The organism is Arthrobacter sp. Leaf337, assembly GCF_001423745.1.
GTDB lineage: Bacteria > Actinomycetota > Actinomycetes > Actinomycetales > Micrococcaceae > Arthrobacter.
The window spans coordinates 182,843-209,832 of sequence record NZ_LMPC01000002.1; the positions used below are offsets into that span (position 1 = coordinate 182,843).

The window sequence follows — 26,990 nt, forward strand, 5'->3', positions numbered from 1 at the left end:
GGCATAATGGAGCCCATGCGACGGACTGTACCGGGGATCCTGGCCGCCCTCATCCTGCTGGCCTGCACTTCGTGCACCATCACCCGGGAGGACCCGGACTACGTCCCGCCGCCGCCGCTTCCCGCGCTGGAACAGCTCAAGCAGGCCCCGGTGGCGGACGCCGCCCCGTTCTCCGCGGGCGAAGGTGTGCTGAGTTTCGTCACTGCCGATCACAGCGCCGTCTGCTCGCTGACTTCGCAACGCGGCGAGCACATCAACCTGCCGTACGAGCAGAACGCCTATAGCGACGGCGCCAACAACAAGCTGGCAATCGTCCCTGTGGCCCACTGCGAACTCGCCGCATACCCCAAACCCGAGGCCGCCGACGTGACGGACGACTGTGCCGGCACCGGCCTGGGCTACCTCGGCGGCGCCGCGCTGCTCACTCCGGACAAGGCGACCTACGGGGAATGCCGCTCCGGCGTGACCCGGATGGAGGCGGAGTTCGGGCCCAAGGGCACCAAAGCCGGCCCCATCTCCCAGCTGCCCGTCCTGGCGGACGGACAGAACCTTGAGCGGAACGGCCTGCGCTGCTCGGCCTATAACGACGGCGTGGCCTGCGGAAACGTGTCTGCGGGCGTTGCTTTCTTCATTTCGCGGGACCATTACGAACTAGTTTCCGGAGAGGGCGCGGACCCCACCGTAACGCCGTCAGGGGCGCCAAAATCCCCGTAATCTAGGGGTTTTTCTACGCTCCATAGAATAGTGTCCTTACTCACATAACGGGTACTCTGGAACGGGCCGGTCCGAAGAAAGGACTAGAGTTCCGAGAGGAGCATTGCGCCGTGTGGCTCGTTTCCTAACCTGTCGCAGGGTGCGTTTATTCCGCAGCCCGGTAACCACGATTACGTGGGGTCCGGCTGTACAGAAACTACTTCGACGTAGAAGGACACTAAACCGTGGACCTGTTTGAATATCAGGCGCGCGATATGTTCGAGGCGCACGGTGTACCCGTGCTTGCTGGCATCGTGGCGCACACCCCTGAAGAAGCAAAGGCAGCTGCCGAGAAGATCGGCGGCGTAACTGTCGTCAAGGCACAGGTTAAGGTCGGTGGCCGCGGCAAGGCCGGCGGCGTTAAGGTCGCAAAGACCGCCGATGAGGCGCTGGAGCACTCCACCAACATCCTGGGCATGGACATCAAGGGCCACACGGTCAACAAGGTCATGATTGCCCAGGGCGCGGACATCGCCGAGGAATACTACTTCTCCGTCCTTCTGGACCGGGCCAACCGCAACTACCTGGCCATGTGCTCGGTTGAAGGCGGCATGGAAATCGAACAGCTCGCCGTCGAACGCCCCGACGCCCTGGCCAAGGTCGCCATCGATCCCGCAGTGGGCATCGACCAGGCCAAGGCCGACGAAATCGTTGCCGCTGCCGGCTTCGCTGAGGAACTGCGCGGCAAAGTCGCCGACGTCATCCTGAAGCTCTGGGACGTTTTCAAGAAGGAAGACGCCACCCTGGTGGAGGTCAACCCGCTGGTCAAGACCGGCGCCGGCGACATCGTTGCCCTTGACGGCAAGGTGACCCTGGACGAGAACGCCGATTTCCGGCACGCCAAGCACGCACTCCTGGAAGACAAGGACGCTGCTGACCCGCTCGAGGCCAAGGCCAAGGCGCAGGACCTGAACTACGTCAAGCTGGACGGCGAAGTCGGCATCATCGGCAACGGCGCCGGCCTGGTCATGTCCACCCTGGACGTCGTTGCCTACGCCGGTGAAAACCACGGCAACGTCAAGCCGGCCAACTTCCTGGACATCGGCGGCGGAGCCTCCGCCGAGGTCATGGCAGCCGGCCTGGACGTCATCCTGGGCGACGAGCAGGTCAAGTCCGTGTTCGTGAACGTCTTCGGCGGAATCACCGCCTGTGACGCAGTGGCCAAGGGCATCGTCGGAGCACTGGCCGAGCTGGGCCACTCCGCGAACAAGCCGCTGGTCGTCCGCCTCGACGGAAACAACGTCGAGGAAGGCCGCCGCATCCTGGCCGAGGCCAACCACCCGCTGGTTACCCTGGCCGCCACCATGGACGAGGGCGCCGACAAGGCCGCCGAGCTCGCCAACGCAGCTAAGTAAAGGGACGCACCATGTCTATCTATCTGAACAAGGACTCCAAGGTCATCGTCCAGGGCATCACCGGCGGCGAAGGCACCAAGCACACCGCCCTGATGCTCAAGGCCGGCACCAACGTTGTTGGCGGCGTCAACGCCCGCAAGGCCGGCACCACGGTCCTGCACGGCGATAACGAAATCACCGTTTTCGGCACCGTCAAGGAAGCCATGGCCGAGACCGGCGCCGACGTCTCCATCGTCTTCGTCCCCCCGGCATTCACCAAGGACGCCGTCGTTGAAGCCATCGAGGCCGGCATCGGCCTGGTCGTTGTCATCACCGAAGGCGTGCCGGTCCAGGACTCCGCCGAGTTCTGGGCACTGGCTCAGTCCACGGTTGACGCCAACGGCAAGCAGGTCACCCGCATCATCGGACCGAACTGCCCCGGCATCATCACCCCGGGCGAGGCCCTCGTGGGCATCACCCCGGCAAACATCACGGGCAAGGGCCCCATCGGCCTGGTCTCCAAGTCCGGTACCTTGACCTACCAGATGATGTACGAACTGCGCGACCTGGGCTTCTCCACCGCCATCGGCATCGGCGGCGACCCCGTCATCGGCACCACGCACATCGATGCACTGGAAGCCTTCGAAGCCGACCCCGAGACCAAGGCGATCGTCATGATCGGCGAGATCGGCGGCGACGCCGAAGAGCGTGCCGCTGACTACATCAAGGCTCACGTCACCAAGCCGGTTGTAGGCTACGTGGCAGGCTTCACCGCTCCGGAAGGTAAGACCATGGGCCACGCAGGCGCCATCGTCTCCGGTTCCGCGGGCACCGCACAGGCCAAGAAGGAAGCCCTCGAGGCTGCCGGCGTCAAGGTCGGCAAGACGCCGTCCGAGACCGCCAAGCTCCTGCGCGAGGTCTTCGCGACCCTCTAGGTCACGCCCCTCCACGCAGAAACGTTTTAGAGTACGACGGCGTCCGGCCGCCTTCCCCAGGAAGGCAACCGGACGCCGTCGTGCTTTAACCGGCAGTTCCCGGCGCCCACATCCGCGGCAGCGCGAACGGACAGTTGGGCCCCCCGGACGGACGGCCCCAAGTGTCCGTTCGCGCTATTTGCCGAGCAGCTCGTCCAGTTGGTCGTAGCCGGCGGCGATGCCGGACTCCATGCCGTCGGTGAGGAACTTCTCCCGGGCCTCGACGCTGGGGTATACGGACCGGCCGGTGAGCCTGGAGCGTCCCCCCGGCAGGTCCTGGAACGTGGCGAATTCCAGCGTGACGGTGTCCGGGTAGCCCTCGTACTCGAAGGTCTGCAGCACGAAGGCGTTCTCGCGGACCGTGTGGAAGACGCCCCGGAAGGCGTGCTGGCGGCCGTCCCGGCCCTCCTGCACGAAGCGGTACGTTCCGCCCGTGCGGCAGTCAAAGACGTCGATCCTCGTGCTCAGTTCCCGCGGTCCGATCCATTGCCGGAAGGCCTCCGCATCGGAGTGGGCGCGGAAGACGGCTGCCGCCGGGTAATCAAACTCCCGCTCGGAGTCCACAAAGGGCACATTCTCCGGGGCCACGAGCTTCAGTGCGTTGCTCATGCCGTCACCTTTCCGGCCTCCGACTGGCCCGTGGCGGAGGTGCCCGTGACCAAGGTGCCCGCGGCGGCGCCGCTGAGGAGCTCGTCGAGCCGCTCGTAGCCCTCCGTCATGCCGCCCTCCATGCCGGACTGCGCCATCCCGTCGCGGGCCTCCTGGCTGGGGTAGACGGAGTGGCCTGTCAGACGGCACCGGCCGCCGCCCAGGTCCTCGAAGGTGAGGTACTCGATGCTGACCACGTCCGGGTAACCGTCGAACTCGAATGTCTGGACGGCGAACTCGTTCTCGCGGACAGTGTGGAAGATGCCGTTGAAGCCGTAGCTTTGACCGTCGGGGGCGGTGTGCGTATAGCGGTAGCTTCCGCCGGTCCGGAAATCGTAGTGGTCGATGTCCATCCGGAGGCCGCGGGGGCCAAGCCACTGCGCGATCAGCTCGGGCTCCTTGTGGGCACGGAAGACGTCAGCCACCGGGAAATCGAACTCCCGCTCGTACTCGATGAAGGGCTGCCCCTCCGGAACAGTGAGTTTCAGGGAATTGCTCATCACGAATCCTTTGCCTGGGTGCCGCGTGAGGCGGCATTTGCTTGAAGCACGGCATCAAGGCTGCGGAACTGCCCCTCGCGGACCAGCCGGTACTGGTCGATCCATGCGGTGAGCGCCTCCAGCCGTGCGGGGTTCAGGTGGACGGGCCTGCGCTGGGCGTCACGCGTGCGCGTGACCAGCTGTGCCTGCTCGAGGACCTGGATGTGCTTCGAGACCGCCTGCTTGGTGATCGCGAAGGGTTCCGCCAGTTCGTTTACGGTGGCCGGGCCCCGGCTGAGCCGGGAGATGATGCGGCGGCGGACCGGGTCGGCGAGGGCCAGGAAGGCTGCATCGAGCAGTTCGTCGTCGCCGGTGTCCATGGCCTGCCAATCACCCCGCCCCGTTGCCTGGTGTCAAAACAGTGAATATGTAATCAATCAATTGCTTTATCAACCTCTTAGTTGTTTAAGGCTACGCCCGAAGCGGGAACGCTGGCAAGGGGCCATTTCCGGCGGGTCTTGTTCTTCGCCGATGTACTTTGTTAGTATGTCAGGACAAACTACTGAAGGAGCTAACGTGCCGCTGGTACGAATTGATGTGAACCAGGGGCGCAGCCCCGAGGATCTGCGCCGCCTCAGTCGGGGGATCCATGATGCGATCCTGGCCGAGTACGGGATTCCGGAGCGCGACTATTTCCACGTCCTCACCGAACACTCCCGCGGGCAGATCTTCGCCCAGGATGCCGGACTCGGCTTTGAGCGCACGCCGGATGTGGTGATGATCCAGATCTTTACCCAGGGCGGCCGGAGCCAGGAGGCGAAACAGTCGCTCTTTGCAGCCATCGCCGGAAGGTTGGCGGAGCTGGGAGTGGCCGGTGAGGATGTGTTCATCGGGTACGTGGAGAACACTGCCGGCGACTGGTCGTTCGGCTTCGGGCGGGCCCAGTATGTCACCGGCGAGCTGGCCGTTCCGCGGAAATAATCCCCGCCCTGAGCCTGCGATGTGCGGCCCGGGGGCTGCCGTTTCGGTGCGCTATGCCAAGTTGTAAATATGTCAGTACAAACCTTTGACAGGACAATAATTCTAGGGCAAAGTAGTGGTTGTGGCCCCGCTCACGGGGGTCCGCCAGGAACCGGAGCTCTATCTGTTCAGAGGTACAGAGTTCAAACCAGAAAGGTCCGCGATTACCGTGACCCACGAACTGCTCACGATCGGGCGCATCAGCGTTGATATCTACCCGAACGACATCGGGGTTGATCTGGAGGACGTCACGTCCTTCGGCAAGTACCTCGGTGGATCGCCTTCCAACGTGGCTGTCGCAGCCGCCCGGCACGGCCGCCGGACCGGAGTGATCACCCGCACCGGCGACGACGCCTTCGGTAAGTACCTGCACCGTGAACTGCGCAAGTTCAACGTGGACGACACTTTCGTTACACCGGTGAAGGAATGGCCCACCGCAGTGACGTTCTGCGCAATCAAACCGCCGGAAGACTTCCCGCTCTACTTCTACGGGCGCTTCCCCACGGCACCGGACCTGCAGATCAAGGCCGAAGAGCTGGATCTGGACGCCATCCGGGACGCACGGATCTTCTGGTCCACCGTGACCGGACTGTGCCAGGAGCCCAGCCGTGAAGCGCACATCAAGGCCCACGAGGCCCGCCCGCAGGCCGGCCTCAAGGAAGGCCAGTACACCATCCTCGACCTGGACTACCGCCCCATGTTTTGGGCGTCGGAAGAGGAAGCCCGGGCACAGGTCGCCAGGATCCTGCCGCATGTCACGGTGGCGATCGGCAACGACAAGGAGTGCGCCGTGGCCGTGGGTGAGGGAACCCCGGACGAGCAGGCAGACCGCCTCCTGGCCGCCGGCGTCGAAATCGCCGTCGTCAAGCTCGGCCCCGAAGGCGTGATGGCCAAGACCCGCACCGAGCGTGTGGTGTCCGCCCCCGTTCCGGTGGAGACCGTCAACGGCCTTGGTGCCGGTGACTCGTTCGGCGGAGCGTTCTGCCACGGGCTGCTGTCCGGCTGGAGCCTTGCCGAGGTCCTCGACTACGCGAACGCCGCCGGCGCGATCGTCGCCTCCCGCCTGTCCTGCGCCGACGCCATGCCGACGCCGGGCGAGGTCACCTTGCTGCTGGCCGAGCGCGGCCGCCTGGTTCCCGGTCAGTTCGCCACTGAAGGAGCAGCACTGTGACTCTCACACCCATCGCCTCGAACAATGCCCTGGACGACGATCCCCGCCGCTACGCGCACTTGAGCACCATCCGCTTGGAGGACCCGGACGCTGTTGCCCGCGCCGCCAAGGCCCGGCGCCGGCACCCCGGCCTGAAATACGGCCGGCAGAACTTCATCGTCGCGGCCGACCACCCGGCCCGCGGCGCCCTCGCCGTCGGCAATGATCCGGTGGCCATGGCGGACCGCCGCCAGCTGCTGGACCGGTTGCAGATCGCGCTGGCCAACCCGGATGTGGACGGCGTGCTCGCTTCCCCGGACATCATGGACGACCTGCTGCTGCTCGGTGCGCTCGACGGCAAACTGATTTTCGGTTCGATGAACCGCGGCGGACTGTCCGGCCTGGTCAACGAGTTCGATGACCGCTTCACCGGCCACACCGCCGCTGCACTGGAGGCCCTGGGGGCCGACGGCGGCAAGATGCTCACCCGCATCTGCCTCGGCGACCCCGACACGGTGGCCCTGCTGGAGGCGACGGCCAAGGCCATCGACTCCCTCGCCGAACGCAAGCTGATCGCCATGGTTGAGCCCTTCCTGTCCGTCCGCGAAAACGGCAAGGTCCGCAACGACCTCTCCACCAACGCCGTCATCAAATCCATCGCCATCGCCGAAGGCCTCGGCTCCACCAGCGCGTACACCTGGATGAAACTCCCCGTGGTGGCCGAGATGGAGCGCGTGATGGCCGCCACCACCATGCCCACCGTGCTGCTGGGCGGCGACCCGGAGGGCACCCAGGACGAAGTCTTCGCCACGTGGGAAGCCGCCCTGGCCCTCCCCGGCGTGCAGGGCCTCACCGTCGGCCGGACCCTCCTGTACCCGCAGGACGGTGATGTTGCCGGCGCCGTGGCCACTGCAGCCTCCCTCCTTCACCACACCGCATCAGCCCACACCGCAGAAGTATCGGAGTAATTCCCATGGGGATCAGAACTGGCAACGCAGCCGGAACCCGTCGAATGACCGTGGCCCAGGCCGTGGTGGAGTACCTTTCCAAGCAGTACACCGTTGATTCTGTCGGCGGGCTGGACTACCGGGAACGCCTGATCCCCGGAACGTTCGGCATCTTTGGCCACGGCAACGTTGCCGGCGTCGGGCAGGCCCTCAAGCAGTACCAGGCCGCCGACCCGACGATCATGCCGTACTACCAGGGCCGCAACGAGCAGGCGCAGTCCCACCAGGCCGTGGGCTACGCCCGCCACACCCGCCGCCGCCAGACGTTCGCCATCAGCACGTCCATCGGCCCCGGCTCCTCCAACCTGCTGACCGGCGCGGCACTGGCCACCACCAACCGCCTGCCGGTGCTGCTGCTGCCCAGCGACACCTTCGCCACCCGCGCCGCGGACCCGGTGCTGCAGCAGCTCGAGCAGCCCTACGCCTACGACATCACGGTCAACGACGCCTTCCGGCCGCTGTCCAAGTTCTTCGACCGCGTCAACCGGCCCGAACAGCTGTTCTCCGCGTTCCACCACGGCCTCCGCGTCCTGACGGATCCGGCCGAAACCGGCGCCGTCACCATCTCGCTGCCGCAGGACGTCCAAGCCGAAGCCTTTGACGTGCCCGAGGAATTCCTGGCCGAACGGGAGTGGCGCATCCGCCGCCCCGACGCCGACGACGAGGACATCCGCCGCGCCGCCGAAGCGATCCGGGCCGCAAAGCGCCCGCTGATCATCGCCGGCGGTGGCGTCCTCTACGCCTTCGCCAACGACGAACTCGCGAAGTTCGCGGAACTCACCGGGATTCCGGTTGGGAACACCCAGGCCGGCGTCGGCGTCCTGCCATGGGACCACCGGTTCTCCCTCGGAGCCATCGGCTCCACCGGCACGACGGCGGCAAACGCCATCGCTGCGGAGGCAGACCTGATCATCGGGATCGGCACCCGCTACGAGGACTTCACCACCGCGTCCCGGACCGCGTTCCAGAACCCGGACGTGAAGTTCATCAACATCAACGTGGCTGCCATCGATGCCTACAAGCACGGCACCACGCTGCCGATCGTGGCCGACGCCCGCAAGGCCCTGATCAAGCTGAACCAGGCGCTGGGCGGCTACCGCGTCGGCGCCGACCTGGAACAGCAGGTCGCTGCCGAGAAGAAGCGCTGGGACGCCACCGTTGACGAAGCGTTCGACACCCGGTTCACGCCGCTGCCGGCCCAGAACGAAATCATCGGGGCCACCAGCCGGGCCATGGACGCCCAGGACGTCGTCATTTGCGCCGCCGGTTCCCTGCCCGGTGACCTGCACAAGATGTGGCGCGTCCGGGACGCCTTCGGCTACCACGTCGAATACGCCTACTCCTGCATGGGCTACGAAATTCCCGGCGGGCTCGGCGTCAAGCGCGCAGCGCTGGCCGAAGCCGCCGCGGGCGGTGCCCAGCGCGACGTCGTCGTCATGGTGGGGGACGGCTCCTACCTGATGATGCACACCGAACTGGTCACCGCCGTCGCCGAGCGCATCAAGCTGATCGTGGTCCTGATCCAGAACCACGGCTACGCCTCCATCGGATCGCTCTCCGAGATGCTCGGATCACAGAGGTTCGGCACCCAGTACCGGGCGCTGAACGAGGAACAGCACAGCTTCGACGAAGGCGAAACCCTCCCGGTGGACCTCGCCCTGAACGCCGAAAGCCTCGGCGTGAAGGTGATCCGGATCGAACCGGGGGAGAAGGTCATCGCCGAACTCGAGCAGGCCATCCGCGATGCGAAGGCGGCACCGGAGCGCGGCGGACCCATCCTGATCCACGTCGAATCCGACCCCCTGCTGGATGCCCCGAGTTCCGAGTCGTGGTGGGACGTTCCAGTCTCCCAGGTCTCCGACCTCGACTCCACGCAACAGGCCTTCAAGACCTACACCGACCACAAGAACCGCCAGCGCAAGCTGCTCGGCTGAATCTCCAGGCACACAGCCCTCTTTCCCCACAGACCAAGGAAGTCCCACACCATGTCAACGACGACCGTCACCACCACCATCAACCACTTCATCAACGGGGCCGAAACCGCCGGCGAAGGCACCCGCACCCAGCCTGTCTACAACCCTGCCACGGGTGCTGTGTCAGCAGAGCTGCGGCTGGCCAACCGGGCGGACCTGGATGCCACCGTGGCCGCGGCCCGCGCCGCCGCTGACAGCTGGGGCGACATCTCCCTGGCCAAGCGCACCGCGGTGCTGTTCAAGTTCCGCGAACTCGTCGCCGCCCACGTGGACGATCTTGCCGAGCTGATCACCGCCGAGCACGGCAAGGTCCTCTCCGACGCCAAGGGCGAGATCGGCCGCGGCCTGGAAGTCATCGAGTTCGCCTGCGGCATCCCGCAGCTGCTCAAGGGCGATTACTCGGACCAGGTCTCCACCGGCATCGACGTGTTCTCCTTCCGCGAACCGCTCGGCGTCGTCGCCGGTATCACCCCGTTCAACTTCCCGGTCATGGTGCCGCTGTGGATGGCTCCGATGGCCATCGCCACGGGCAACGCCTTCATCCTCAAGCCCTCCGAGCGCGACCCCTCCGCCTCCATGCTGCTGGCCAAGCTGTGGAAGCAGGCCGGCCTGCCCGACGGCGTCTTCCAGGTACTGCACGGCGACAAGGAAACCGTTGAGGGCCTGCTGACCCACCCCGACGTGGACGGCATCTCCTTCGTTGGCTCCACCCCGATCGCCCAGTACGTCCACGAGACCGCCACCAAGCACGGGAAGCGCGTCCAGGCGCTGGGCGGCGCGAAGAACCACGCCATCGTGATGCCCGACGCCGACCTCGACAACGCCGCCGACCACCTCGCCGCAGCCGCTTTCGGTTCCGCCGGCGAACGCTGCATGGCCATCTCCGTTGCCGTGGCCGTCGGCGACGCCGCCGAACTGCTGGTGAAGAAGGTCGAAGAGCGCGCCCTCGCCGTCAAGGTCAACAACGGTACCGCGCCCGGCGCCGAAATGGGCCCGGTCATCACGCCCGCCTCCAAGGAACGCATCGTCAAGATCGTCACTGAAGCGGAAGCCGCCGGCGCCGCCATGGTGGTGGACGGCCGCGACCTGGTGGTCCCCGGCCACGAGGAAGGCTTCTGGGTCGGTCCCACTGTCCTGGACCACGTCAAGACCGAAATGACCGCCTACACCGAGGAAATCTTCGGACCGGTCCTCGTCGTGGTCCGCGTCGAAGACCTGGACGCCGGCATCGCGCTGATCAACTCCAACCCCTACGGCAACGGCACCGCCATCTTCACCTCCTCCGGCGCGAACGCCCGCAAGTTCCAGCGCTCCGTGACCGTGGGCATGATCGGCATCAACGTGCCGCTCCCCGTCCCGGTGGCCTACCACTCCTTCGGCGGCTGGAAGGCCTCACTCTTCGGCGACAAGCACATCTACGGCCCGGAAGGCGTGTCCTTCTACACCCGTGGCAAAGTAGTTACCTCACGCTGGCCCGAGCCCACCCACGCCTCGGGTGCCTCCTACAACTTCCCGTCCAACTAGCGACCCGACTACCCACCATCGACTGCTCCGCAACCGCCGTTTTGAGCGTCCAAAACGGCACCTGTGGAGCAACGGATGAGAAGGAATGGCAATGACTGAGAACAAACTGATCATCGGCACCGCACCGGACTCCTGGGGCGTCTGGTTCCCGGATGACCCCAAGCAGACCCCCTGGGAGCGCTTCCTCGACGAAGTGGCCGAGTCCGGCTACAAATGGATCGAGCTCGGCCCCTACGGCTACCTGCCGACCGACCCCGCCCGGCTTGCCGAGGAGCTCAAGCAGCGCGATCTGAAGGTCACGGCCGGAACGGTCTTCACCGCATTCCATCGCGGCCTGGACCAGTGGGAGACCGCCTGGGAACCTGCCCGCAAGGTCGCCGAGCTCACGGCTGCCATGGGCGGCGAACACATCGTGGTCATCCCGGCCATGTGGCGCGATGACGTCACCGGTGAAGCAGTGGAAAGCGGCCAGCTCACCGAGAAGGCCTGGAGCGACCTGTTCGCCGGGCACAACCGGCTGGGCAAGACCCTGCTGGAGGACTTCGGCCTGAAGCAGCAGTTCCACTCGCACGCCGATTCCCACGTCGGAGCCCAGGAAGACATTGAAACCCTCCTGGCCGCAACGGACTCGAAGTACCTGAACCTGTGCCTGGACACCGGCCACGCCGAATACTGCGGGGCCTCCAGCCTGGAGCTCATCAAGAACTACCCGGACCGCATCGGCTACCTGCACCTGAAGCAGATCAACCCTGACATCCTCAAGAAGGTCAACGAGGAAAACATGACCTGGGCCGCGGCCAACCTCGCCGGCGTCATGACCGAGCCGCCGAACGGGCTGCCGGACCTGCGCGCCGTCATCGAAGCAGTGGAGGCACTGAACCGCCCCATCTTCGGCATCGTGGAGCAGGACATGTACCCGGTTGCGTTCGACGTCCCCATGCCGATCGCCAAGCGCACCCGCAACTACCTGCTGTCCTGCGGCTCCCGCACGGCCGTCAACTAACAGCCGCCCAGGCACCCGAAACGTAAGGAAGAGAACAATGACTGAAACCCTTCGCGTCGCCGTCATCGGCGCCGGCCGCATGGGCGCGGACCACATCCAGCGCCTCAGCAAGCGCATCCACGGCGCTGAAGTTGCCGCCGTCGTCGACGTCGACCTCGCCCGTGCACAGGCCGCTATCCAAGGCATCCCGGGCGCAGTGGCCCTGGCCGATGCCGACGAAGCCCTCAACAACGGGGACGTCAACGCCGTCCTGATCGCCACGCCGGGCTTCCTGCACGAGGACATCCTGCTGAAGGCCCTCGCCAGGGACATCCCGATCCTCTGCGAGAAGCCCCTCACCCCGGACGCCGAATCCTCCTGGAAGATTGTCGAGGCAGAGCAGAAGCTTGGCCACAAGCGCATCCAGGTGGGCTTCATGCGCCGCTTTGACGCCGAGTACGCAGCCCTGGGCCAGGTCATCCGCGACCACGAACTGGGCGAACTGCTGATGCTGCACCACCAGCACCGCAACCCCACCACTCCGGCGGGCTTCACCAACGAGATGCTGATCAACGACTCGGTGGTGCACGAGTTCGATGCCATCCGGTTCTTTACCGGCGAGGAAATCACCAGCGTGCAGGTCCGCCTGGGCAAGGCCACGAAGAACGCCCCGGCCGGCCAGCACGATCCCCAGCACGTCCTGGTGGAAACCGAGTCCGGTGTCCTGGCCGACGTCGAAATCTACGTCAACGCCAAGTTCGGCTACGAAGTGGCCACGCAGGCCTCCTTCGAAGACGGCATCGTCAGCATCGGCGGCGATAAGGGACCCTACACCCGCAGCGCCGGCCGCTGGGGCGGCAACGTGACCCCCGGATTCGAAGAGCGCTTCGGCGCGGCATACGACGTCGAAATCCAGTCCTGGGTGGACGCGGCCCTCCGCGGCGAAATCGGCGGCCCCACCGCCTGGGACGGCTACGCCACCGCAGCCTGCTGCGAGGCCGGCGTCGAGGCACAGAAGAACGGCGAAAAGGTCGCCGTCAAGCTGAACGCCAAGCCTTCCCTTTACAGCTAGGAGGAAAGGGAAGGGGGCCGAGGCTCCCTTCCCTTTTCGTCCCGTCCCTCGCACAACATGACTCATCCACAATGGAGTGTTCCACGTGAAAATCGCACTTGATCCAACGCCGTTCCACCATTCGCACAGCCTGCTCGAATTCCCCCGGGTGGTGGCGGACCTCGGCTACAAGTACATGCAGATGACCCCGCACGCCGACTTCATCCCCTTCTACAACCACCCGAAGGCCGACGACGAACTGGTGGGCAAGCTCAGCAAGGCCTGCAAGGATGTGGGAGTCGAGATCGCCTCGGTCCTGCCGGTGCTCCGTTGGTCCGGTCCGGACGAGGACGCCCGTGAAGCCGCGGTCCGTTACTGGAAGCGCGTCATCCAGATCACCGTAGACCTCGGGGTCAGCACCATCAACACGGAATTCAGCGGACGCCCGGAGAAGGCCGAAGAATCAGAGCGCGCCTTCTACCGCTCCATGGAAGAGCTGCTGCCCATCATCGAACGCGAAGGCCTTGACCTCCTGATTGATCCGCACCCGGACGACTTCGTGGAGGAAGGCCTGGCCGCCATCCGCGTCATCCGCGGCCTGAACTCCAAGAACGTGGGCCTGGTCTACGTGGCGTCGCACAGCTTCCACATGAAGAACGCGCCCCTGGACATCATGCGCGCCGCGGGGGACAAACTCCGCCTGGTCCACGTGGCAGACACCATGAACCACCACGCCTCCCACGGCCTGCGCTACATCACCAACCCGCCCGGCAACGCGGTCCGCGTGCACCAGCACCTGAAAATCGGCGACGGCGACGTGAACTGGGAAGAATTCTTCGGCGGGCTGCAGGAGATCGGCTTCCTGGACCGCGAAGACACCGTGATGGTGTCCAGCGTCTTCGCCGAAGACGAGAATGCCGCAGAAGTTTCCCGCTACCAGCTGGACACGATGAACAACTACATCGCGAAAGCCCGGTAGCGGCCGCCCTATGAAGCAAACGGAAAATACACTTCCCAGTACTACGACCCGGTCGCCGGCAGGCCAGGCAGGTTCTGCCGCAGCAGCTCCCAATCCCAAGGGATTCATGCGGCGGGTGGCCCTGTTTTCGACATTCGGCGGCCTGCTCTTCGGTTACGACACCGGCGTCATCAACGGTGCACTGCCGTTCATGCAGCGGGACCTCGGGCTGACGCCGCTGACCGAGGGGCTCGTCACCTCGACCCTGCTGTTCGGTGCGGCGTTCGGCGCCATCACGGCCGGCCGGCTGTCCGACCGGTTCGGCCGCCGCAAGACCATCATGGCGCTGGCGATCATCTTCGCGCTCTCCACCATCGCCTGTTCCCTGGCGCCCACCACCGAGCTGCTGGTGGCAGCCCGCACGGTCCTCGGCCTGGCGGTGGGCGGGGCCTCGGTGATCGTACCCGTGTACCTGGCGGAAATGTCGCCCGCTGCCCAGCGGGGCCGGATCGTCACACAGAACGAACTCATGATCGTCACGGGCCAGTTCCTGGCGTTCACCTTCAATGCCGTCCTGGGCAACGCCTTCCCGGAAGCCTCCCATGTGTGGCGCTGGATGCTGGTCATCGCAACACTGCCCGCCGTCGTCCTCTGGTTCGGCATGCTGCTCCTCCCGGAGAGCCCCCGCTGGCTGGCGTCCGCCGGCCGCTTCGGCGAGGTCCTTGACGTGCTGCGCAAGACCCGCGCCTCCGCCGACGTCTCCACGGAGTTTGATGAGGTGCGGCAGGCGGCCCGCGAGGACTACCAATCCAAGCTCGGAACGTTCAGGGACCTCACCGTGCCATGGATCCGCAGGATCTTCGTGGTGGGCCTGGGCATGGCGGTCATCAACCAGATCAGCGGCGTCAACGCCATCATGTACTACGGCACGTCGATCCTCTCCAGCTCCGGCTTCGGGGACCAGGGTGCGCTCCTTGCCAACGTGGTCAACGGCGTCACGTCCGTGGTCGCCGTCGTCATCGGCATGTCCCTGATGACAAAGGTGCGCCGGAAGTCCATGCTGATCGTCGGCCTGGCGGGCACGGCATCCTCGCTGCTGGCCATCGGCCTGATTTCAATGCTGATCCCGGAAAGCACCCTGCGCGGCTACCTGGTGCTGCTGTTTATGGTGACATTCCTGGCGTCCATGCAGTCCTGCATCGGCACGGTGACGTGGCTGACGATGTCCGAAATCTTCCCGCTGCATGTCCGCGGCATCGGCATGGGCATCTGCGTGTTCGTGCTGTGGATGATCAACTTCCTGATCGGGTTCTTCTTCCCGCAGATGGTGGCGTCGATCGGCGTTTCGACGACTTTCTTCATCTTTGTTGCCATCCAGCTGGCGGCCATCGTCTGGGTGAAACGGGTGGTGCCGGAAACCAAGGACAAGAGCCTCGAGGACCTGGAGCACTACTTCAAGAACACCGCTGCCGAGAAAACGGCGGTCAGGGACGTGGCCGGAGTGAAGTGAGGCCACACAGCAAGAAAGCCCCGCGGGAGCGCTTCGGCGCGGCGCGGGGCTTTTGCGTTGTATGCCTACGCGTGCGCGTGGAGCCTGGGCAGGGCGTCCACCAGCGGGGCTAGCTCCGGGATCTCCTGGGCCTCGGCGAGGGCCCGTTCCAGTGTGGCGTCGTGGGCGGGGCGGGCCTCGTCCAGCAGCTTGATGCCGCTCTCGGTCAGTTCGGTGTAGATGCCGCGGCGGTCGTCCGCGCACAGGATGCGCGTGAGCAGGCCGCGGTCCTCGAGCCGGTTGACCAGCCGCGTGGTGGCGCTGGCGCTGAGGGCGGTGGCGCGAGCCAGCTGCTGCATGCGCATGTGCCAGCCGTCCTGCCGGCTCAGGGCGTCAAGCACCGTGTATTCGACGACGGACAGCTGGGCTTCGGCCTGCAGTGAGCGTTCCAGTTCCGACTCGATCAGTCCGTGCAGGGCCGCGAGGGTCCGCCACCCCTGCGCGCGGACTTCAACGGCGTCGTCCTTGATGCCCATGGTGTACTTCCCTTCGAATCGCGTACCCCGCGGATGTGTGAAGCGGGGCACAACAAATAATAGTTGCTTGCGCGCTGTATCTGCTTGTGCAACAATAAATAACGCGTCTGCAACTACTAGCCTACGCGCCCTACCCCATTCCGTACAGTTTTGAAGGAGCTTCGCCATGCCTATTGGCCTGTTAGCCCTCGCCCTCGGCGGGTTCGGGATCGGACTCACCGAGTTCGTGATCATGGGCCTGCTGCCCGAGGTTGCTGCCGACTTCGGCGTCAGCGAGGCCACGGCAGGCTGGCTGATCTCCGGCTACGCCCTCGCCGTCGTCGTTGGCGCACTGCTGCTCACGGCGGCAGTGACACGCTTCGAGCGCAAGCCCGTGCTAGCCGTCCTGCTGGTGCTGTTCATTGCCGGCAACCTGATCTCGGCCATCGCCCCCGGCTACTCCATGATGATGGTGGGCCGGATTGTTGCCGCGCTGGCCCACGGTGCGTTCTTCGGCATCGGGGCCGTGGTGGCCGCGGACATGGTGGCCCCCACCAAAAAAGCCGGTGCCATCGCCTTTATGTTCACCGGACTCACGGCCGCCAACGTCCTGGGCGTGCCGTTCGGCACCATGCTGGGGCAGGCGGCCGGCTGGCGCTCTACGTTCTGGGCCATCACGGGCATCGGCGTCCTTGCCCTGATCGGCATCCTGACCCTGGTGCCCAGGACCGGCCACGGCGACGCTGCCCAGGCCTCCTCCGGCGGGCTCCGTAGTGAGCTGCGCGCCTTCCGCTCCGGCCAGGTCTGGCTGTCCATCCTCGTGACGATCCTTGGCTACGGCGGCATGTTCGGCGCCTTCACCTACATCGCCTTCACCCTCACCGAAGTCTCCGGATTCGCAGCCTCCACTGTGCCCGGGCTCCTCATTCTCTTCGGCGTCGGACTTTTCATCGGCAACACCGTGGGCGGCAAGGCCGCGGACCGCAATGTGGACCGCACCCTGCTCGTGGTCCTGGCAGTGCTGGTTGTGGTCCTCGTGGCCTTCGCCCTGACCGCCGGGAATCAGCCCCTCACCATTGCCTCCATCGTGCTGATGGGCGGCTTCGGCTTCGCCACTGTCCCCGGACTGCAGATGCGCGTCATGAAGTACGCCAGCAGCGCTCCCACCCTGGCGTCCGGTGCCAACATCGGCGCCTTCAATGTCGGGAACGCCCTCGGTGCCTGGCTCGGCGGCGTGACGATCACCGCGGGGCTCGGCTACACCTCGCCGATCTGGGCCGGTGCAGCGATCACCGTCCTCGGGCTCGGCGTGATGGCTTTCGCCGCCGCCAAGGCCGGCAGGCGCACCGACAGCAGTACGACGGCGGCAGTCTCCGCTCCCGCTGTTGGCGACTCACCCGCCGTCGTGGACGCACCCGCGGGTGCCCGCTGACATGACTACCATGGCGATCGAGGCCCTGGAGCGGGACGGCAGGACCGGTCCGCATCCAGCCAGCTTCAACGGCTAAAGGAGCGCGTCCCGGGCCCGATCAAGGGCTCGCATCGCAGCGCCGGGGATGGCGGCACCGGCCGTCATCGCCGGCGTTTTTTGGTGCCCAAACCACTGATTCACGTAAAAACATCCTAATGTCAGGACAAACTATTGACATTAGTGAGCTGAATCACCATGATCTAGGTAGACAGTGCTCCGGCGGCTGCAGAGTGGCAGCCCGGAACCTGAGATCAAAGGAGATTAACGTGGCAAAATTTTCTTGGCGCAAGGCGGCTCTCGTTGCGGCGGTGGTGCCGATGATGGCGCTGAGCGCATGCTCAAGCAGCGGCGGAAAGCCTGCCGAAAGCGGTGGCGGCGCAGGCGGCGGCCAGGTGGCCACGACTGAGCGGATCAAGATCGCCCTCATCACCCACGCCGCAGCCGGAGACACCTTCTGGGACATCGTCCGCAAGGGCGCGGAGGAAGCCGCAGCGAAAGACAACGTGGAACTGCTGTACACCTCCGATCCGGAAGGCGGCCGCCAGGCCCAGCTGATCGAACAGGCCGTGGATCAGAAGGTGGACGGCATCGCGGTCACCCTGGCCAAGCCGGACGCCCTGAAGGATGCCCTGAAGAAGGCGACTGACGCCGGCATCCCCGTAGTCAGCCTCAACGCCGGTGAAGATGCCTCGAAGCAGCTCGGAGCCTTCACCCACTTCGGCTCAAACGAAAAGCTCGCCGGACAGGCAGTCGGAGAGAAGCTGGCTTCCCTGAACTTCAAGCACCCCATCTGCATCATCCAGGAGCAAGGCCACGTTGGCCTCGAAGCGCGCTGCGCCGGCGTGAAGGCGAAAGTAGCCGGCACCGAAATCCTGTATGTCAACGGCCGCGACATGACCGAAGTTTCATCCACCATCACGGCCAAGCTGCAGGCCACCAAGGACGCCGACGCGATCATCGGCCTCGGCGCCCCCATCACCCTGACGGCACTGAAGTCCATCACCGACGCCGGCAGCTCCGCTAAGGCGGCGTCGTTCGACATGAACGCCGACCTGGCGCAGAAGATCGTCGACGGCACCATCCTGTTCACGGTGGACCAGCAGCCATGGCTGCAGGGGTACGGCTCCATTGATGCGCTGTGGCAGTTCAATCGCGGTGGCTTCGAAGTGGGTGGCGGAATGCCTGTCCTGACCGGCCCCACAGTCGTGGACAAGGAATCCGCCGCCGACGTCCTCAAATTCGCCCAGCAGGGCGTCCGCTAACCAGCAGGCATCCCTGGCTGCGGGAGGGCCGGGTACCGGTCCTCCCGCAGCCAGATCAACAAGGAGTTTCCATGACACAGACGTTAGCCAAGCCGGCCCCGCTGGCACCGGATGAGCGGATCGGCCGCCGCAGCCCGTTCCAGAAGCTGCTCGGGCGCCCCGAAGTCGGCGCCCTGGTAGGCGCAATAGTCCTGTTCGTATTCTTCTCAGTGGTTTCGTCCACCTTCATCCAGCCGAGCTCGTTCGCGACTGTGCTGTACGGATCCTCCACCATCGGCATCATGGCCGTGGGCGTCTCACTGCTCATGATCGGCGGTGAGTTCGACCTCTCCACCGGTGTTGCAGTCATCAGCTCCGCCCTGACCGCCTCCATGTTCGCATGGTACTTCTCGCTCAACGTCTGGGTCGGTGTTGCCCTGGCCCTGGTGGTTTCACTCGGGATCGGTTTCATCAACGGCTGGATACTGGTGAAGACCAAGCTGCCCAGCTTCATCGTCACGCTGGCGACGTTCCTGATGCTGACCGGTCTGAACCTGGCACTCACCCGCATGATCTCCAACGGTGTATCGTCCCCGTCGATCGCCCAGATGGATGGTTTTGCCTCGGCCCGGGCCGTCTTCGCCTCGTCGGTGAACATTGCCGGTGTCGAAGTGAAAATCACCGTGTTCTTCTGGATTGTCCTGGTGGCCGTGGCGTCCTGGGTGCTGTTGCGGACCAAGGTGGGCAACTGGATCTTCGCCTCCGGTGGCGACGCCAACGCCGCCCGCGCCGTGGGTGTGCCGGTCACCAAGACCAAGATCGGCCTGTTCATGGCTGTGGGCTTCTGCGGCTGGGTGCTGGGCATGCACAACCTGTTCGCCTTCGACTCCGTGCAGTCCGGTGAAGGCGTGGGCAACGAGTTCCTCTACATCATCGCCGCGGTGATCGGCGGCTGCCTGTTGACCGGCGGCTACGGCTCGGCGGTGGGCGGCGCGATCGGCGCGTTCATCTTCGGCATGGCTAACAAGGGCATCGTGTACGCGCAGTGGAACCCGGACTGGTTCAAGTTCTTCCTGGGCCTGATGCTGCTGCTGGCCACCATCGTCAACCTGATCGTCAAGCGCCGCGCGGAACTGAAGTAAAGGGGCCTCCGAGACCATGAATGCCAAAGAGATCGACCAGCAAACCCTGCTGCAGAACGAAACGGACCCGCTGACCCATACCCCGGTGCACTTGCTTGCACTGGACAAGGTCGGCAAGAACTACGGCAACATCGTCGCGCTGAGCGACGTGACCATGGCCGTGGACAACGGCCGCGTCACCTGCGTCCTGGGCGACAACGGCGCCGGGAAGTCCACGCTCATCAAGATCATCGCCGGCCTGCACCAGCACGATCACGGCGTCCTGAAGGTGATGGGGGAGGAACGGAAGTTTACCTCGCCCCGTGACGCGCTCGACGTCGGCATCGCCACCGTGTACCAGGACCTCGCCGTCGTGCCGCTGATGCCGATCTGGCGGAACTTCTTCCTCGGCTCCGAACTGACCAGCGGTTTTGGGCCGTTCAAGAGCCTGGACGTGCAGAAGATGAAGGACATCACCAAGCACGAACTCGCCGAGATGGGCATCGACCTCCGCGACGTGGAGCAGCCCATCGGCCAGCTCTCCGGCGGTGAACGCCAGTGTGTCGCGATCGCCCGTGCCGTGTACTTCGGTGCGAAGGTCCTGATCCTGGACGAACCGACCGCGGCCCTGGGCGTCAAGCAGTCCGGCGTGGTGCTCCGCTACATCCTGCAGGCCCGCGACCGCGGTCTGGGCGTCATCTTCATCACCCACAACCCGCACCACGCCTTCCCCGTCGGCGACCGGTTCCTGCTCCTCAAGCGCGGCAAGTCGATCGGCTATTACGACAAGAAGGACATCACGCTCGACGAGCTCACCGCCCAGATGGCCGGCGGCGCGGAACTGGCCGAACTCGCCCACGAACTCGAACAGCTCGGTGGCCACGGCGACGTGGTCAAGGAAGTCAAGAGCGAAGTGGCCGACGTGGCACAGACCACCGGGAAGGCCTACAGCTGACCAGCTGACCCAACGCCACGAGCAGGGCCCGCCCACCCGGGCCGGCCCTGCTCAGCCATGCAATGGCACCCGGAACCTGCCGGGCATAAGCATCTTCGAACCAAAAGAAAGGACAAGCCCCTTGGCCTACATCACTCAAAACTCCGCCGGAATCCCGGCGCCTGTGCGGATCGGACTCATCGGCTCAGGTTGGATGGGGGCATTCCACGCAGAGAGCATCGCCCGCCGCGTTCCGGGCGCAGTCCTGGCGGCAATCGCAGACCCCAATGTTGAATCCGCGGAAGCGCTGGCCCGCTCCCTGGGCACCGCCAAGGTCACTCCTAACGCCGAGGACATCCTGGCTGACCCCGAGATTGACGCAGTGATCATCGCCAGCCCTGCGCGGTTCCATTCCTCCCTCATCGCGCAGGCGGCCGCCGCCGGAAAGCACGTGTTTTGCGAGAAGCCCGCCGGCCAGGGGCTTGATGAGCTGGACGCCGCCCTCGCCGCGGTGGAAGCATCGGGGGTGCACTTCCAGGTCGGGTTCAACCGCCGCTATGCAGAGGATTTCCTGGCTGCCAAGAAGGACCTGGCCGCCGGCGTTGCAGGAACACCGCAGCTCCTGCGGTCGCTGACCCGGGATCCCGGAAAGGGAAGCATCCCGAACGCAGCGAGGGTCCCGGCGTGGACCATCTTCCTGGAAACCCTTATCCATGATTTCGACACCCTCAACTGGTTCAACGAGGGCGCCGAGCCCGTGGAGGTCTACGCAGTTGCCGATGCCCTTGTAGAGCCCGGGCTGCGGGACCAGGGCTTCCTGGACACGGCCGTTGTGACCATCCGCTATGGCAACGGCGCCATCGCAGTGGCCGAGGCAAACTTCAGCGCGCTGTACGGGTACGACATCCGCGGCGAGGTCTTCGGTTCTAAGGGGATGGTGCAGGCCGGCCGTGCCACGGAAACGGCGGCCCGCCGCTTCACGGCAGACGGGATGTCCGCCGACACGCCGCGGCTCAATGTTGAACTGTTCCGGCAGGCCTACACGGACGAACTTGCCGACTTCGCTGCCGCGGTGCGTGCCAAGCGTGACGGCCTGCCGCCGTCGTCGTCCGCCGTCACCCTCACGCCCGGTGCCGGTGCCGCTGACGCGAGGCGGGCGCTGGCGATGGCGCTGGCCTGCATAGAGTCAGTCAAGCAGGGCGCCCCCGCGCCCGTGCCGGCTCTGGCAGCATCAGCCGTCGAATATGCAGGGGAGAAATCATGAAGGACGTCATTCTCGGCCTGGTCGGAGTGGGGCGGATCGGCGTTATGCACGCCAACAACATCGCAGCCCTGAACGGAGTCCTCAATCCGGACGGCATCAACGTCCGGCTCCGGCTCACCGACGTGGCCGAAGACCACGCGCGGACCGTTGCGGCCGGGCTCGGCGCCGAGTTCCTTCCCTCAGTGGAAGCGCTCCTGTCCTCCGGCCTGGACGGCCTGGTCATCGCCACGGGTACGGCAACCCACCCGGAGCTGATCAAGGCAGGCGTGGATGCCGGGATTCCGGTCTTCTGCGAGAAGCCGGTGGCATTGAACGTGGCGGATGCCGTGCCGGTGCTCGACTACATCCGCGACAACAACGGCGTGGTCCAGATCGGCCACCAGCGCCGCTTCGACGCCGGCTACCTGGAAGCGCGCCGCGCTTACCAGGCCGGCGAACTGGGCTGGATCCATTCGCTGCGCGCCGTCACGTGCGACATGGCGCCTCCGCCCGTGGAGTTCCTGGCCAGCTCCGGCGGCCTCTTCCGGGACTGCTCCGTCCACGACTTCGACATCCTCCGCTGGCTGACCGGCCGCGAAATCGTCGAGGTATATGCCAGGGGCTCCAACAACGGCGACCCCGCCATCGGGGAGGTGGGGGACGTGGACACCGCCCTCGCGCTGGTGACGTTCGACGACGGCACGGTGGGGACCGTCTCTGCCACCCGGTACAACGGGGCGGGCCACGACGTCCGCCTCGAAATCCAGGGTTCGCGCCGTTCGCTGATGGTGGGGCTGGACGACAAGACAGCGATGGCATCGGCCGAACCCGGCGTCGGTTTCCCCGCGGGCGAGCCGCACAAGACCTTCGCCGAACGCTTCGACCAGGCCTACCGCTCCGAGATGGAAGCCTTTGTGGAGCTGATCCTGGGCCGCAGGGAGAACCCGTGCACCCCGGAAGACGCCGTCGCGGCTTCCCGTGTGGCCGACGCCGCCCAGGAGTCTCTGGCAACGGGCGTCCCGGTCCGCGTGGCCCAGAAAGTGGCCAGCTGAGCCGGCCTGCCACCGCGGCGGAAAGACCTAGCCAAACAACTGATGCCCCCCACCGCGTGCGGTGAGGGGCATCAGTTGTCTTGCCGGAACCTAGGCGCCGAAGGGAAGCCGGGGGTCCACGTCCTGGCCTTCCCAGGTCTGGCGGATCCAGCCGTGGTGGGGGTCATCGCTGATGAGCCATTCGCGGACGGGGCCGGGGCCGGCCATCACGTTCAGGTAGTACAGGTCGTACCCCGGGGCAGCCATCGCGGGACCGTGCCAGCCGTAGGGGACCAGGACGACGTCGCCCGTGCGGACCTCCGCCGAGACGTCGATGGGCCGCTCGTCGGAGGCGTACACGCGCTGGTAGCCGATGGCGTCGCCCTGCTCGCCGGAGCCAGCGGCCGGGCCGTCCGGCGCCACGCGGGTCTCGAAGTAGTAGATTTCCTCGAGGTTGGTTTCGCCGTCCTTTTCCTCGTCGTGCTTGTGCGGGGGATAGGAGGACCAGTTCCCGGCCGGAGTGAGGACTTCGCAGACGATGAAGCGGTCCGCTTCGAGCGCGGCCGGGGTGCCGAAGTTGTGGACCTGCCGGGAGCAGTTGCCGGCACCCCGCAGTTCCACCGGGGTCTCGGCTGCCGTGACGAGGCGGGTGGGGTAGGAGGTCTTGGCCGGGGCCGTCGCTACGGCAACCCTGCCGCCGGCCTCCGAACTGATGCTGACAGCCTTGTCCGTGCCGGTGTACAGGACGTCGCTGGGGCCGTGGAAGACGCTGGCCCTGCCAGCCAGCCGATAGTCCTGGCCGTCGATGGTGGCGGTGAAGGATCCGCTGAGCGGAACCACGATGCGCTCCTCGCCTGCGGCGGGGAGTTCGACGGCGGCACCCGCAGCGAGCGTCGCCACCTTGAGCCCGGTGTGCGCCCAGCCGTCCACTTCCAGGGCGGAGTCGGAGGTTCCAAGGGAGACGTCCCACTTACCGTCGGCAGCGGAACCCAGCGGATATACCCAGTTGGCCATAGATTCTGTTCTTTCGTTTAAGTGCTTGCTGCCGCAGCGGTTAGCGCTGGCGCCTAACGCTGGACAAGGGTCATTTCAAAGCTGTAGGAGTCACCGCGGTAGACGTGGTGGCCGGTTTCCACCATGCGTCCCGTGTCGTCGACTGCGGTGCGTTCCATGGTCACCAAAGCCAAACCCGGCTCGGTGTCCAGCAGCGGCGCCTGGTAGTCGTTCGCCACCATGGCGCCGATGCGCTGTGAGGCCAGGCGGAAGTTGACGCCGCCGTTGCGGAGAATTGCGTACAGACCCTGGCCGGCGAGCTGGGCTTCGTCGATCATGGTGATGTCGTCGCGGACCCAGTTTTCCATCAGGGCCAGCGGTTTGCCGCCCACTTTGCGCAACCGGGTGAAGTGGTAGACCTTCGCGCCGGCCGGTAGCTGGAGGGCTTCGCGAGTGGCGGCGTCGGCCTCGATGTGGGAGAAGCTGAGCACCTCGGTGGTGGGCTTGCTCCCGTTATTGGTGAGGTCGTCGTAAAGGCTCGAGAGTTCCAGTGGCCGCCGGACCTGGCTGGAAACGACCTGTGTTCCCACCCCGCGCTTGCGCACCAGGAGCCCGGAACGCACCAGCTCGTCCATGGCCTTGCGCATGGTGGGCCGGGACAGGTTGAGCTGGGCGGCAAGGTCGATCTCGTTGTCCAGCCGGCTGCCCGGCGGCAGGAGTCCGGTGTGGATGGCGGACTCGATGCCCTGGACCACCTGATGGTAGAGGGGCACCGGCGAAGAGCGGTCGATGCTGAGATTAAGTTGATTCGCCACTGAGCGCTCCCTTGTGCTCCGCGGCCTCCGAGGGTGCCCGGGTGCCGCGTATGTCAGCCTATGTTCTCTTGATAGGACATACTGCCGTTTTGACGATAATAGCAGGCCTCCACGAATGCCCGGAAGGGGGCAACGCGTTCCTGGGCCGGGAGTTCCAGGACTTCCGGGTGCCACTGAACGGATGCCACCCAGCGGGCAGGATCCTCCAACGCTTCCACGGTGCCGTCGCCGGCGACCGCTGTCACGATCAGTCCGTCGGCCACCCGCGCCACGGCCTGGTGGTGGCCGGAAGCGATCCTGACCGTCAGGCCTTGCGCCGTGCCCCGCGATGCGTAGAGGCGTCCCACTTTGGACCCGGGAATAATGTCAACGTCGTGCCAGGCCCACGCTCCCGCGGCCCCGCCTTCACCGCCGCCAATCGCCGCACCACCCGCCGCCGGTTCGTGGTGCGTCACGGGGCCGTCCGCCATGTCCTGCACCAGGGTGCCGCCGTAGAGGACGTTGAGGAGCTGGTGTCCGCGGCAGATCCCGAGCAGCGGCAGGCCCGCTTCGATGGTTCCCCGCGCCACCGCCACATCCAGTGCGTCCTGCTCGACGTTGACGTCATAGCACTCGGCGCCCGGCTCTTCCCCGTAAAGCCGGGGGTCCAGGTCTCCGCCGCCGGGGAGTACGACGCCGTCCAGCCCCTTGAGCGTTTCGGCCAGCCCGCCGCCGTCGGAACCGCCGTCGGAATCCGGGGTGAGGAGCACCGGCTCCCCGCCTCCGTCGCGGACCAGGTCCACGATGTAATCGAACAGCTCATTGGCCTCCCCGACCCGCGGGTCGGCGTCCCGGGAGCTGCTGAGGCGGACCGGGATTCCGATCCGGGGGCGTCCAGGCGGGGGCGGGGGAGGAGTGCGCATGACTCATTCTGCAACAGCCTGAAACGGTTAGGCTTGCCGGATGAACAACAGATACCTTGTGTCCCGCCAGCGCTTCATTGCGGCCGGTCCCGAGGCCATTTTCGAAGTGCTGGCAACGCCCGCCCTGCACAGCGTGATCGACGGGTCGGACACGGTCAAGGCGGCGCAGCCTCGTGGTCCGGAGCGGCTGTCCGCCGGCGCCAGGTTCGGCATGGAGATGAACGTGATGGTGGACTACAAGATCCTCAACACCGTCTGTGAGTTCGAGGAAGGCAAACGCATTGCCTGGCGGCATTTCTTCGGGCATGTGTGGCGCTATGTGCTCGAACCCTCCGTCGATGCCGCGGGCACTCGGGGCACGCTGGTCACCGAGCAGTGGGACGCGCGGAGCGTCCGCGGGAAGTCGTTCCTCCGGCTGGCCGGCTACCTGCGCCGCCACCCCGCCAACCTGGAGGCCACCTTGGCGAAGCTGGACCAGTATGTCGCCGGTTCCGGCCACGATGCTGATCAGGACCGCATCCAACAGTAATGTTGAAGGAACCCGCGCTGCGGGGCAAGACCGAAGGCAGGAGCCAGGATGGGCCGCAGGACACTCGTTGACGACCTCGTCGACGGCCTGCTCGATGACATCCTCGACGGCAAGCTGAAGCCGCACGATGCCATCCCCCCGGAAGCCGACATCGCGAAGGCGTACGACGTCAGCAGGCTGACCGTCCGCGAAGCCCTCAAGGCCCTGCGGGCGCAGAACATCCTCTACGTCAAGGCCGGCCGCGGAACATTCGTCAATCCCTCGGACAACTGGACCGGGCTCGATGCGATCTTCAAGGCCGCCTCGCACGGAAACGGCGCGGACCAGGTCTCCGTCGGGCTGATCGAGATGCGGCGCATGGTGGAAACCGGCGCGGCCTCCCTGGCCGCCAAGCGGCATACCCCCGAGCATGCAGAGCAGATGCGCGGGTGCATCGCGGACATGAAGCGCTTCCATGAGGCCGGGGACCTGGACCGCTTTGTCGAAGCTGACATCGCGTTCCATGACGTGGTGCTGAAGGCCTCGGGGAATCCCTTTGTCCGGGCGCTGTTTGCGCAGCTGGGACAGCTGCTCTACATGACCAGGCGGGAAACGTCCGCTGTGCCCGAGATCCAGCTCCACGCCATCGAGTACCACCAGAAGGTCATGGACAGCATCCTCAGCGGCGACGCCGAACTGTCCCGGCGAACCATGGATGACCACATGGAGCAGACATACCGCGACTACGAACGCTACGTCCACCACTCCCAGCCCTGACGCTGCAGCTCCCGGCGGGCTTGACGTAACCCAGATCACGCTTCTATGATCTTTTTCATGTTCTTCCGTCAGATGTCAGACATCAGACTTAGTTAGT

At 65.6% G+C, this 26,990-nt stretch carries 27 protein-coding genes; 20 read left to right on the plus strand and 7 right to left on the minus strand.

What is annotated here, in order from left to right; genetic code table 11:
- Positions 1 to 6: 6 nt before the first annotated feature.
- From ASF98_RS03875 to sucD, 3 genes are all read left to right on the plus strand, one after another.
- The gene (locus tag ASF98_RS03875) at positions 7 to 714 is read left to right on the plus strand and encodes a hypothetical protein (protein ID WP_055797666.1); all 708 of its coding nucleotides are present in this window, start codon (positions 7 to 9) and stop codon (positions 712 to 714) included.
- A gap of 224 nt (positions 715 to 938) precedes the next feature.
- Positions 939 to 2,108, plus strand: coding sequence for an ADP-forming succinate--CoA ligase subunit beta (sucC, locus tag ASF98_RS03880; RefSeq protein WP_011690680.1), 1,170 nt, complete (start codon positions 939 to 941; stop codon positions 2,106 to 2,108).
- 11 nt (positions 2,109 to 2,119) lie between these two features.
- Positions 2,120 to 3,022, plus strand: coding sequence for a succinate--CoA ligase subunit alpha (gene sucD / locus ASF98_RS03885; RefSeq protein ID WP_055797669.1), 903 nt, complete (start codon positions 2,120 to 2,122; stop codon positions 3,020 to 3,022).
- Between the two features lie 174 nt (positions 3,023 to 3,196).
- Here sucD and ASF98_RS03890 read toward each other — a convergent pair whose 3' ends face one another.
- The 3 genes from ASF98_RS03890 to ASF98_RS03900 are packed head-to-tail and all read right to left on the minus strand — an operon-like array spanning position 3,197 to position 4,568.
- Positions 3,197 to 3,670: an SRPBCC family protein gene (locus ASF98_RS03890; protein ID WP_055797674.1), complete on the minus strand. Its 474-nt coding sequence runs from the start codon at positions 3,668 to 3,670 to the stop codon at positions 3,197 to 3,199.
- Entirely contained in the window at positions 3,667 to 4,209 is a 543-nt protein-coding gene (locus tag ASF98_RS03895) for an SRPBCC family protein (RefSeq protein ID WP_082506695.1), read from the minus strand. Before ASF98_RS03895 ends, ASF98_RS03890 begins: the two co-directional genes overlap by 4 nt.
- Positions 4,209 to 4,568: an ArsR/SmtB family transcription factor gene (locus tag ASF98_RS03900; protein ID WP_055797678.1), complete on the minus strand. Its 360-nt coding sequence runs from the start codon at positions 4,566 to 4,568 to the stop codon at positions 4,209 to 4,211. Before ASF98_RS03900 ends, ASF98_RS03895 begins: the two co-directional genes overlap by 1 nt.
- A gap of 196 nt (positions 4,569 to 4,764) precedes the next feature.
- Here ASF98_RS03900 and ASF98_RS03905 point away from each other — a divergent pair, with 196 nt between their 5' ends.
- The 9 genes from ASF98_RS03905 to ASF98_RS03945 all read left to right on the plus strand — a co-directional run bounded on the left by ASF98_RS03905 (position 4,765) and on the right by ASF98_RS03945 (position 15,363).
- Complete coding sequence (locus ASF98_RS03905; RefSeq protein ID WP_055797679.1) at positions 4,765 to 5,169, plus strand: tautomerase family protein; 405 nt, start codon at positions 4,765 to 4,767, stop codon at positions 5,167 to 5,169.
- Positions 5,170 to 5,377: 208 nt separating this feature from the next.
- Positions 5,378 to 6,379: a 5-dehydro-2-deoxygluconokinase gene (gene iolC / locus ASF98_RS03910; RefSeq protein WP_055797882.1), complete on the plus strand. Its 1,002-nt coding sequence runs from the start codon at positions 5,378 to 5,380 to the stop codon at positions 6,377 to 6,379.
- Entirely contained in the window at positions 6,376 to 7,326 is a 951-nt protein-coding gene (locus tag ASF98_RS03915) for a Cgl0159 family (beta/alpha)8-fold protein (protein WP_055797682.1), read from the plus strand. Before iolC ends, ASF98_RS03915 begins: the two co-directional genes overlap by 4 nt.
- Positions 7,327 to 7,370: 44 nt before the next feature.
- On the plus strand, positions 7,371 to 9,299 hold the full coding sequence (iolD, locus tag ASF98_RS03920) for a 3D-(3,5/4)-trihydroxycyclohexane-1,2-dione acylhydrolase (decyclizing) (RefSeq protein ID WP_055797685.1): 1,929 nt from the start codon (positions 7,371 to 7,373) through the stop codon (positions 9,297 to 9,299).
- 51 nt (positions 9,300 to 9,350) lie between these two features.
- On the plus strand, positions 9,351 to 10,862 hold the full coding sequence (locus tag ASF98_RS03925; RefSeq protein WP_055797689.1) for a CoA-acylating methylmalonate-semialdehyde dehydrogenase: 1,512 nt from the start codon (positions 9,351 to 9,353) through the stop codon (positions 10,860 to 10,862).
- 91 nt (positions 10,863 to 10,953) lie between these two features.
- On the plus strand, positions 10,954 to 11,865 hold the full coding sequence (locus ASF98_RS03930) for a sugar phosphate isomerase/epimerase family protein (protein WP_055797692.1): 912 nt from the start codon (positions 10,954 to 10,956) through the stop codon (positions 11,863 to 11,865).
- A 37-nt stretch (positions 11,866 to 11,902) separates the two neighbouring features.
- On the plus strand, positions 11,903 to 12,916 hold the full coding sequence (locus ASF98_RS03935) for a Gfo/Idh/MocA family protein (RefSeq protein WP_055797695.1): 1,014 nt from the start codon (positions 11,903 to 11,905) through the stop codon (positions 12,914 to 12,916).
- An 85-nt stretch (positions 12,917 to 13,001) separates the two neighbouring features.
- Positions 13,002 to 13,874, plus strand: coding sequence for a sugar phosphate isomerase/epimerase family protein (locus tag ASF98_RS03940; RefSeq protein ID WP_055797698.1), 873 nt, complete (start codon positions 13,002 to 13,004; stop codon positions 13,872 to 13,874).
- A 106-nt stretch (positions 13,875 to 13,980) separates the two neighbouring features.
- Positions 13,981 to 15,363, plus strand: coding sequence for a sugar porter family MFS transporter (locus ASF98_RS03945; protein WP_200939293.1), 1,383 nt, complete (start codon positions 13,981 to 13,983; stop codon positions 15,361 to 15,363).
- A 65-nt stretch (positions 15,364 to 15,428) separates the two neighbouring features.
- Here ASF98_RS03945 and ASF98_RS03950 read toward each other — a convergent pair whose 3' ends face one another.
- Positions 15,429 to 15,878 carry a MarR family winged helix-turn-helix transcriptional regulator gene (locus ASF98_RS03950; RefSeq protein ID WP_028271276.1) on the minus strand — a complete coding sequence of 150 codons (450 nt, stop codon included), beginning with the start codon at positions 15,876 to 15,878 and terminating at the stop codon, positions 15,429 to 15,431.
- A gap of 166 nt (positions 15,879 to 16,044) precedes the next feature.
- Between ASF98_RS03950 and ASF98_RS03955 the strand changes: the two genes are divergently transcribed.
- The 6 genes from ASF98_RS03955 (at position 16,045) to ASF98_RS03980 (ending at position 22,919) form a co-directional block, all read left to right on the plus strand.
- Positions 16,045 to 17,289 (plus strand): MFS transporter, encoded by a 1,245-nt coding sequence (locus ASF98_RS03955; protein WP_055797703.1) that lies wholly within the window; start codon positions 16,045 to 16,047, stop codon positions 17,287 to 17,289.
- Positions 17,290 to 17,594: 305 nt separating this feature from the next.
- Complete coding sequence (locus ASF98_RS03960; protein WP_200939294.1) at positions 17,595 to 18,590, plus strand: substrate-binding domain-containing protein; 996 nt, start codon at positions 17,595 to 17,597, stop codon at positions 18,588 to 18,590.
- Positions 18,591 to 18,661: 71 nt separating this feature from the next.
- Complete coding sequence (locus ASF98_RS03965; RefSeq protein WP_055797709.1) at positions 18,662 to 19,711, plus strand: ABC transporter permease; 1,050 nt, start codon at positions 18,662 to 18,664, stop codon at positions 19,709 to 19,711.
- A gap of 16 nt (positions 19,712 to 19,727) precedes the next feature.
- Positions 19,728 to 20,645, plus strand: coding sequence for an ATP-binding cassette domain-containing protein (locus ASF98_RS03970; RefSeq protein WP_055797712.1), 918 nt, complete (start codon positions 19,728 to 19,730; stop codon positions 20,643 to 20,645).
- Between the two features lie 121 nt (positions 20,646 to 20,766).
- Positions 20,767 to 21,888: a Gfo/Idh/MocA family oxidoreductase gene (locus ASF98_RS03975; protein ID WP_055797714.1), complete on the plus strand. Its 1,122-nt coding sequence runs from the start codon at positions 20,767 to 20,769 to the stop codon at positions 21,886 to 21,888.
- Positions 21,885 to 22,919: a Gfo/Idh/MocA family oxidoreductase gene (locus tag ASF98_RS03980; protein WP_055797716.1), complete on the plus strand. Its 1,035-nt coding sequence runs from the start codon at positions 21,885 to 21,887 to the stop codon at positions 22,917 to 22,919. Before ASF98_RS03975 ends, ASF98_RS03980 begins: the two co-directional genes overlap by 4 nt.
- A 90-nt stretch (positions 22,920 to 23,009) precedes the next feature.
- Here ASF98_RS03980 and iolB read toward each other — a convergent pair whose 3' ends face one another.
- Genes iolB through ASF98_RS03995 form a run of 3 tightly spaced genes read right to left on the minus strand, consistent with a single transcriptional unit; the run spans position 23,010 to position 25,608 of the window.
- Entirely contained in the window at positions 23,010 to 23,912 is a 903-nt protein-coding gene (iolB, locus tag ASF98_RS03985; RefSeq protein ID WP_055797719.1) for a 5-deoxy-glucuronate isomerase, read from the minus strand.
- Between the two features lie 53 nt (positions 23,913 to 23,965).
- The gene (locus tag ASF98_RS03990) at positions 23,966 to 24,706 is read right to left on the minus strand and encodes a GntR family transcriptional regulator (RefSeq protein ID WP_055797722.1); all 741 of its coding nucleotides are present in this window, start codon (positions 24,704 to 24,706) and stop codon (positions 23,966 to 23,968) included.
- 53 nt (positions 24,707 to 24,759) lie between these two features.
- Positions 24,760 to 25,608 carry a gamma-glutamyl-gamma-aminobutyrate hydrolase family protein gene (locus tag ASF98_RS03995; protein WP_055797725.1) on the minus strand — a complete coding sequence of 283 codons (849 nt, stop codon included), beginning with the start codon at positions 25,606 to 25,608 and terminating at the stop codon, positions 24,760 to 24,762.
- Between the two features lie 40 nt (positions 25,609 to 25,648).
- On the opposite strand from ASF98_RS03995, the gene ASF98_RS04000 reads away from it, so the two are divergent.
- Both ASF98_RS04000 and ASF98_RS04005 read left to right on the plus strand, forming a co-directional pair.
- Positions 25,649 to 26,137 (plus strand): polyketide cyclase / dehydrase and lipid transport, encoded by a 489-nt coding sequence (locus ASF98_RS04000; protein ID WP_055797728.1) that lies wholly within the window; start codon positions 25,649 to 25,651, stop codon positions 26,135 to 26,137.
- Between the two features lie 48 nt (positions 26,138 to 26,185).
- On the plus strand, positions 26,186 to 26,893 hold the full coding sequence (locus tag ASF98_RS04005) for a FadR/GntR family transcriptional regulator (protein WP_055797730.1): 708 nt from the start codon (positions 26,186 to 26,188) through the stop codon (positions 26,891 to 26,893).
- Positions 26,894 to 26,990 lie beyond the last annotated feature (97 nt).

Bases quoted from the DNA above. Each gene is read 5' to 3' on its own strand.
- ASF98_RS03875 (WP_055797666.1), top strand. From the start codon at position 7: ATGGAGCCCATGCGACGGACTGTACCGGGGATCCTGGCCGCCCTCATC.
- sucD (WP_055797669.1), top strand. From the start codon at position 2,120: ATGTCTATCTATCTGAACAAGGACTCCAAGGTCATCGTCCAGGGCATC.
- ASF98_RS03890 (WP_055797674.1), bottom strand. From the start codon at position 3,670: ATGAGCAACGCACTGAAGCTCGTGGCCCCGGAGAATGTGCCCTTTGTG.
- ASF98_RS03895 (WP_082506695.1), bottom strand. From the start codon at position 4,209: ATGAGCAATTCCCTGAAACTCACTGTTCCGGAGGGGCAGCCCTTCATC.
- ASF98_RS03900 (WP_055797678.1), bottom strand. From the start codon at position 4,568: ATGGACACCGGCGACGACGAACTGCTCGATGCAGCCTTCCTGGCCCTC.
- iolD (WP_055797685.1), top strand. From the start codon at position 7,371: ATGACCGTGGCCCAGGCCGTGGTGGAGTACCTTTCCAAGCAGTACACC.
- ASF98_RS03925 (WP_055797689.1), top strand. From the start codon at position 9,351: ATGTCAACGACGACCGTCACCACCACCATCAACCACTTCATCAACGGG.
- ASF98_RS03930 (WP_055797692.1), top strand. From the start codon at position 10,954: ATGACTGAGAACAAACTGATCATCGGCACCGCACCGGACTCCTGGGGC.
- ASF98_RS03935 (WP_055797695.1), top strand. From the start codon at position 11,903: ATGACTGAAACCCTTCGCGTCGCCGTCATCGGCGCCGGCCGCATGGGC.
- ASF98_RS03945 (WP_200939293.1), top strand. From the start codon at position 13,981: ATGCGGCGGGTGGCCCTGTTTTCGACATTCGGCGGCCTGCTCTTCGGT.
- ASF98_RS03950 (WP_028271276.1), bottom strand. From the start codon at position 15,878: ATGGGCATCAAGGACGACGCCGTTGAAGTCCGCGCGCAGGGGTGGCGG.
- ASF98_RS03955 (WP_055797703.1), top strand. From the start codon at position 16,045: ATGCCTATTGGCCTGTTAGCCCTCGCCCTCGGCGGGTTCGGGATCGGA.
- ASF98_RS03965 (WP_055797709.1), top strand. From the start codon at position 18,662: ATGACACAGACGTTAGCCAAGCCGGCCCCGCTGGCACCGGATGAGCGG.
- ASF98_RS03970 (WP_055797712.1), top strand. From the start codon at position 19,728: ATGAATGCCAAAGAGATCGACCAGCAAACCCTGCTGCAGAACGAAACG.
- ASF98_RS03980 (WP_055797716.1), top strand. From the start codon at position 21,885: ATGAAGGACGTCATTCTCGGCCTGGTCGGAGTGGGGCGGATCGGCGTT.
- iolB (WP_055797719.1), bottom strand. From the start codon at position 23,912: ATGGCCAACTGGGTATATCCGCTGGGTTCCGCTGCCGACGGTAAGTGG.
- ASF98_RS03995 (WP_055797725.1), bottom strand. From the start codon at position 25,608: ATGCGCACTCCTCCCCCGCCCCCGCCTGGACGCCCCCGGATCGGAATC.
- ASF98_RS04000 (WP_055797728.1), top strand. From the start codon at position 25,649: ATGAACAACAGATACCTTGTGTCCCGCCAGCGCTTCATTGCGGCCGGT.
- ASF98_RS04005 (WP_055797730.1), top strand. From the start codon at position 26,186: ATGGGCCGCAGGACACTCGTTGACGACCTCGTCGACGGCCTGCTCGAT.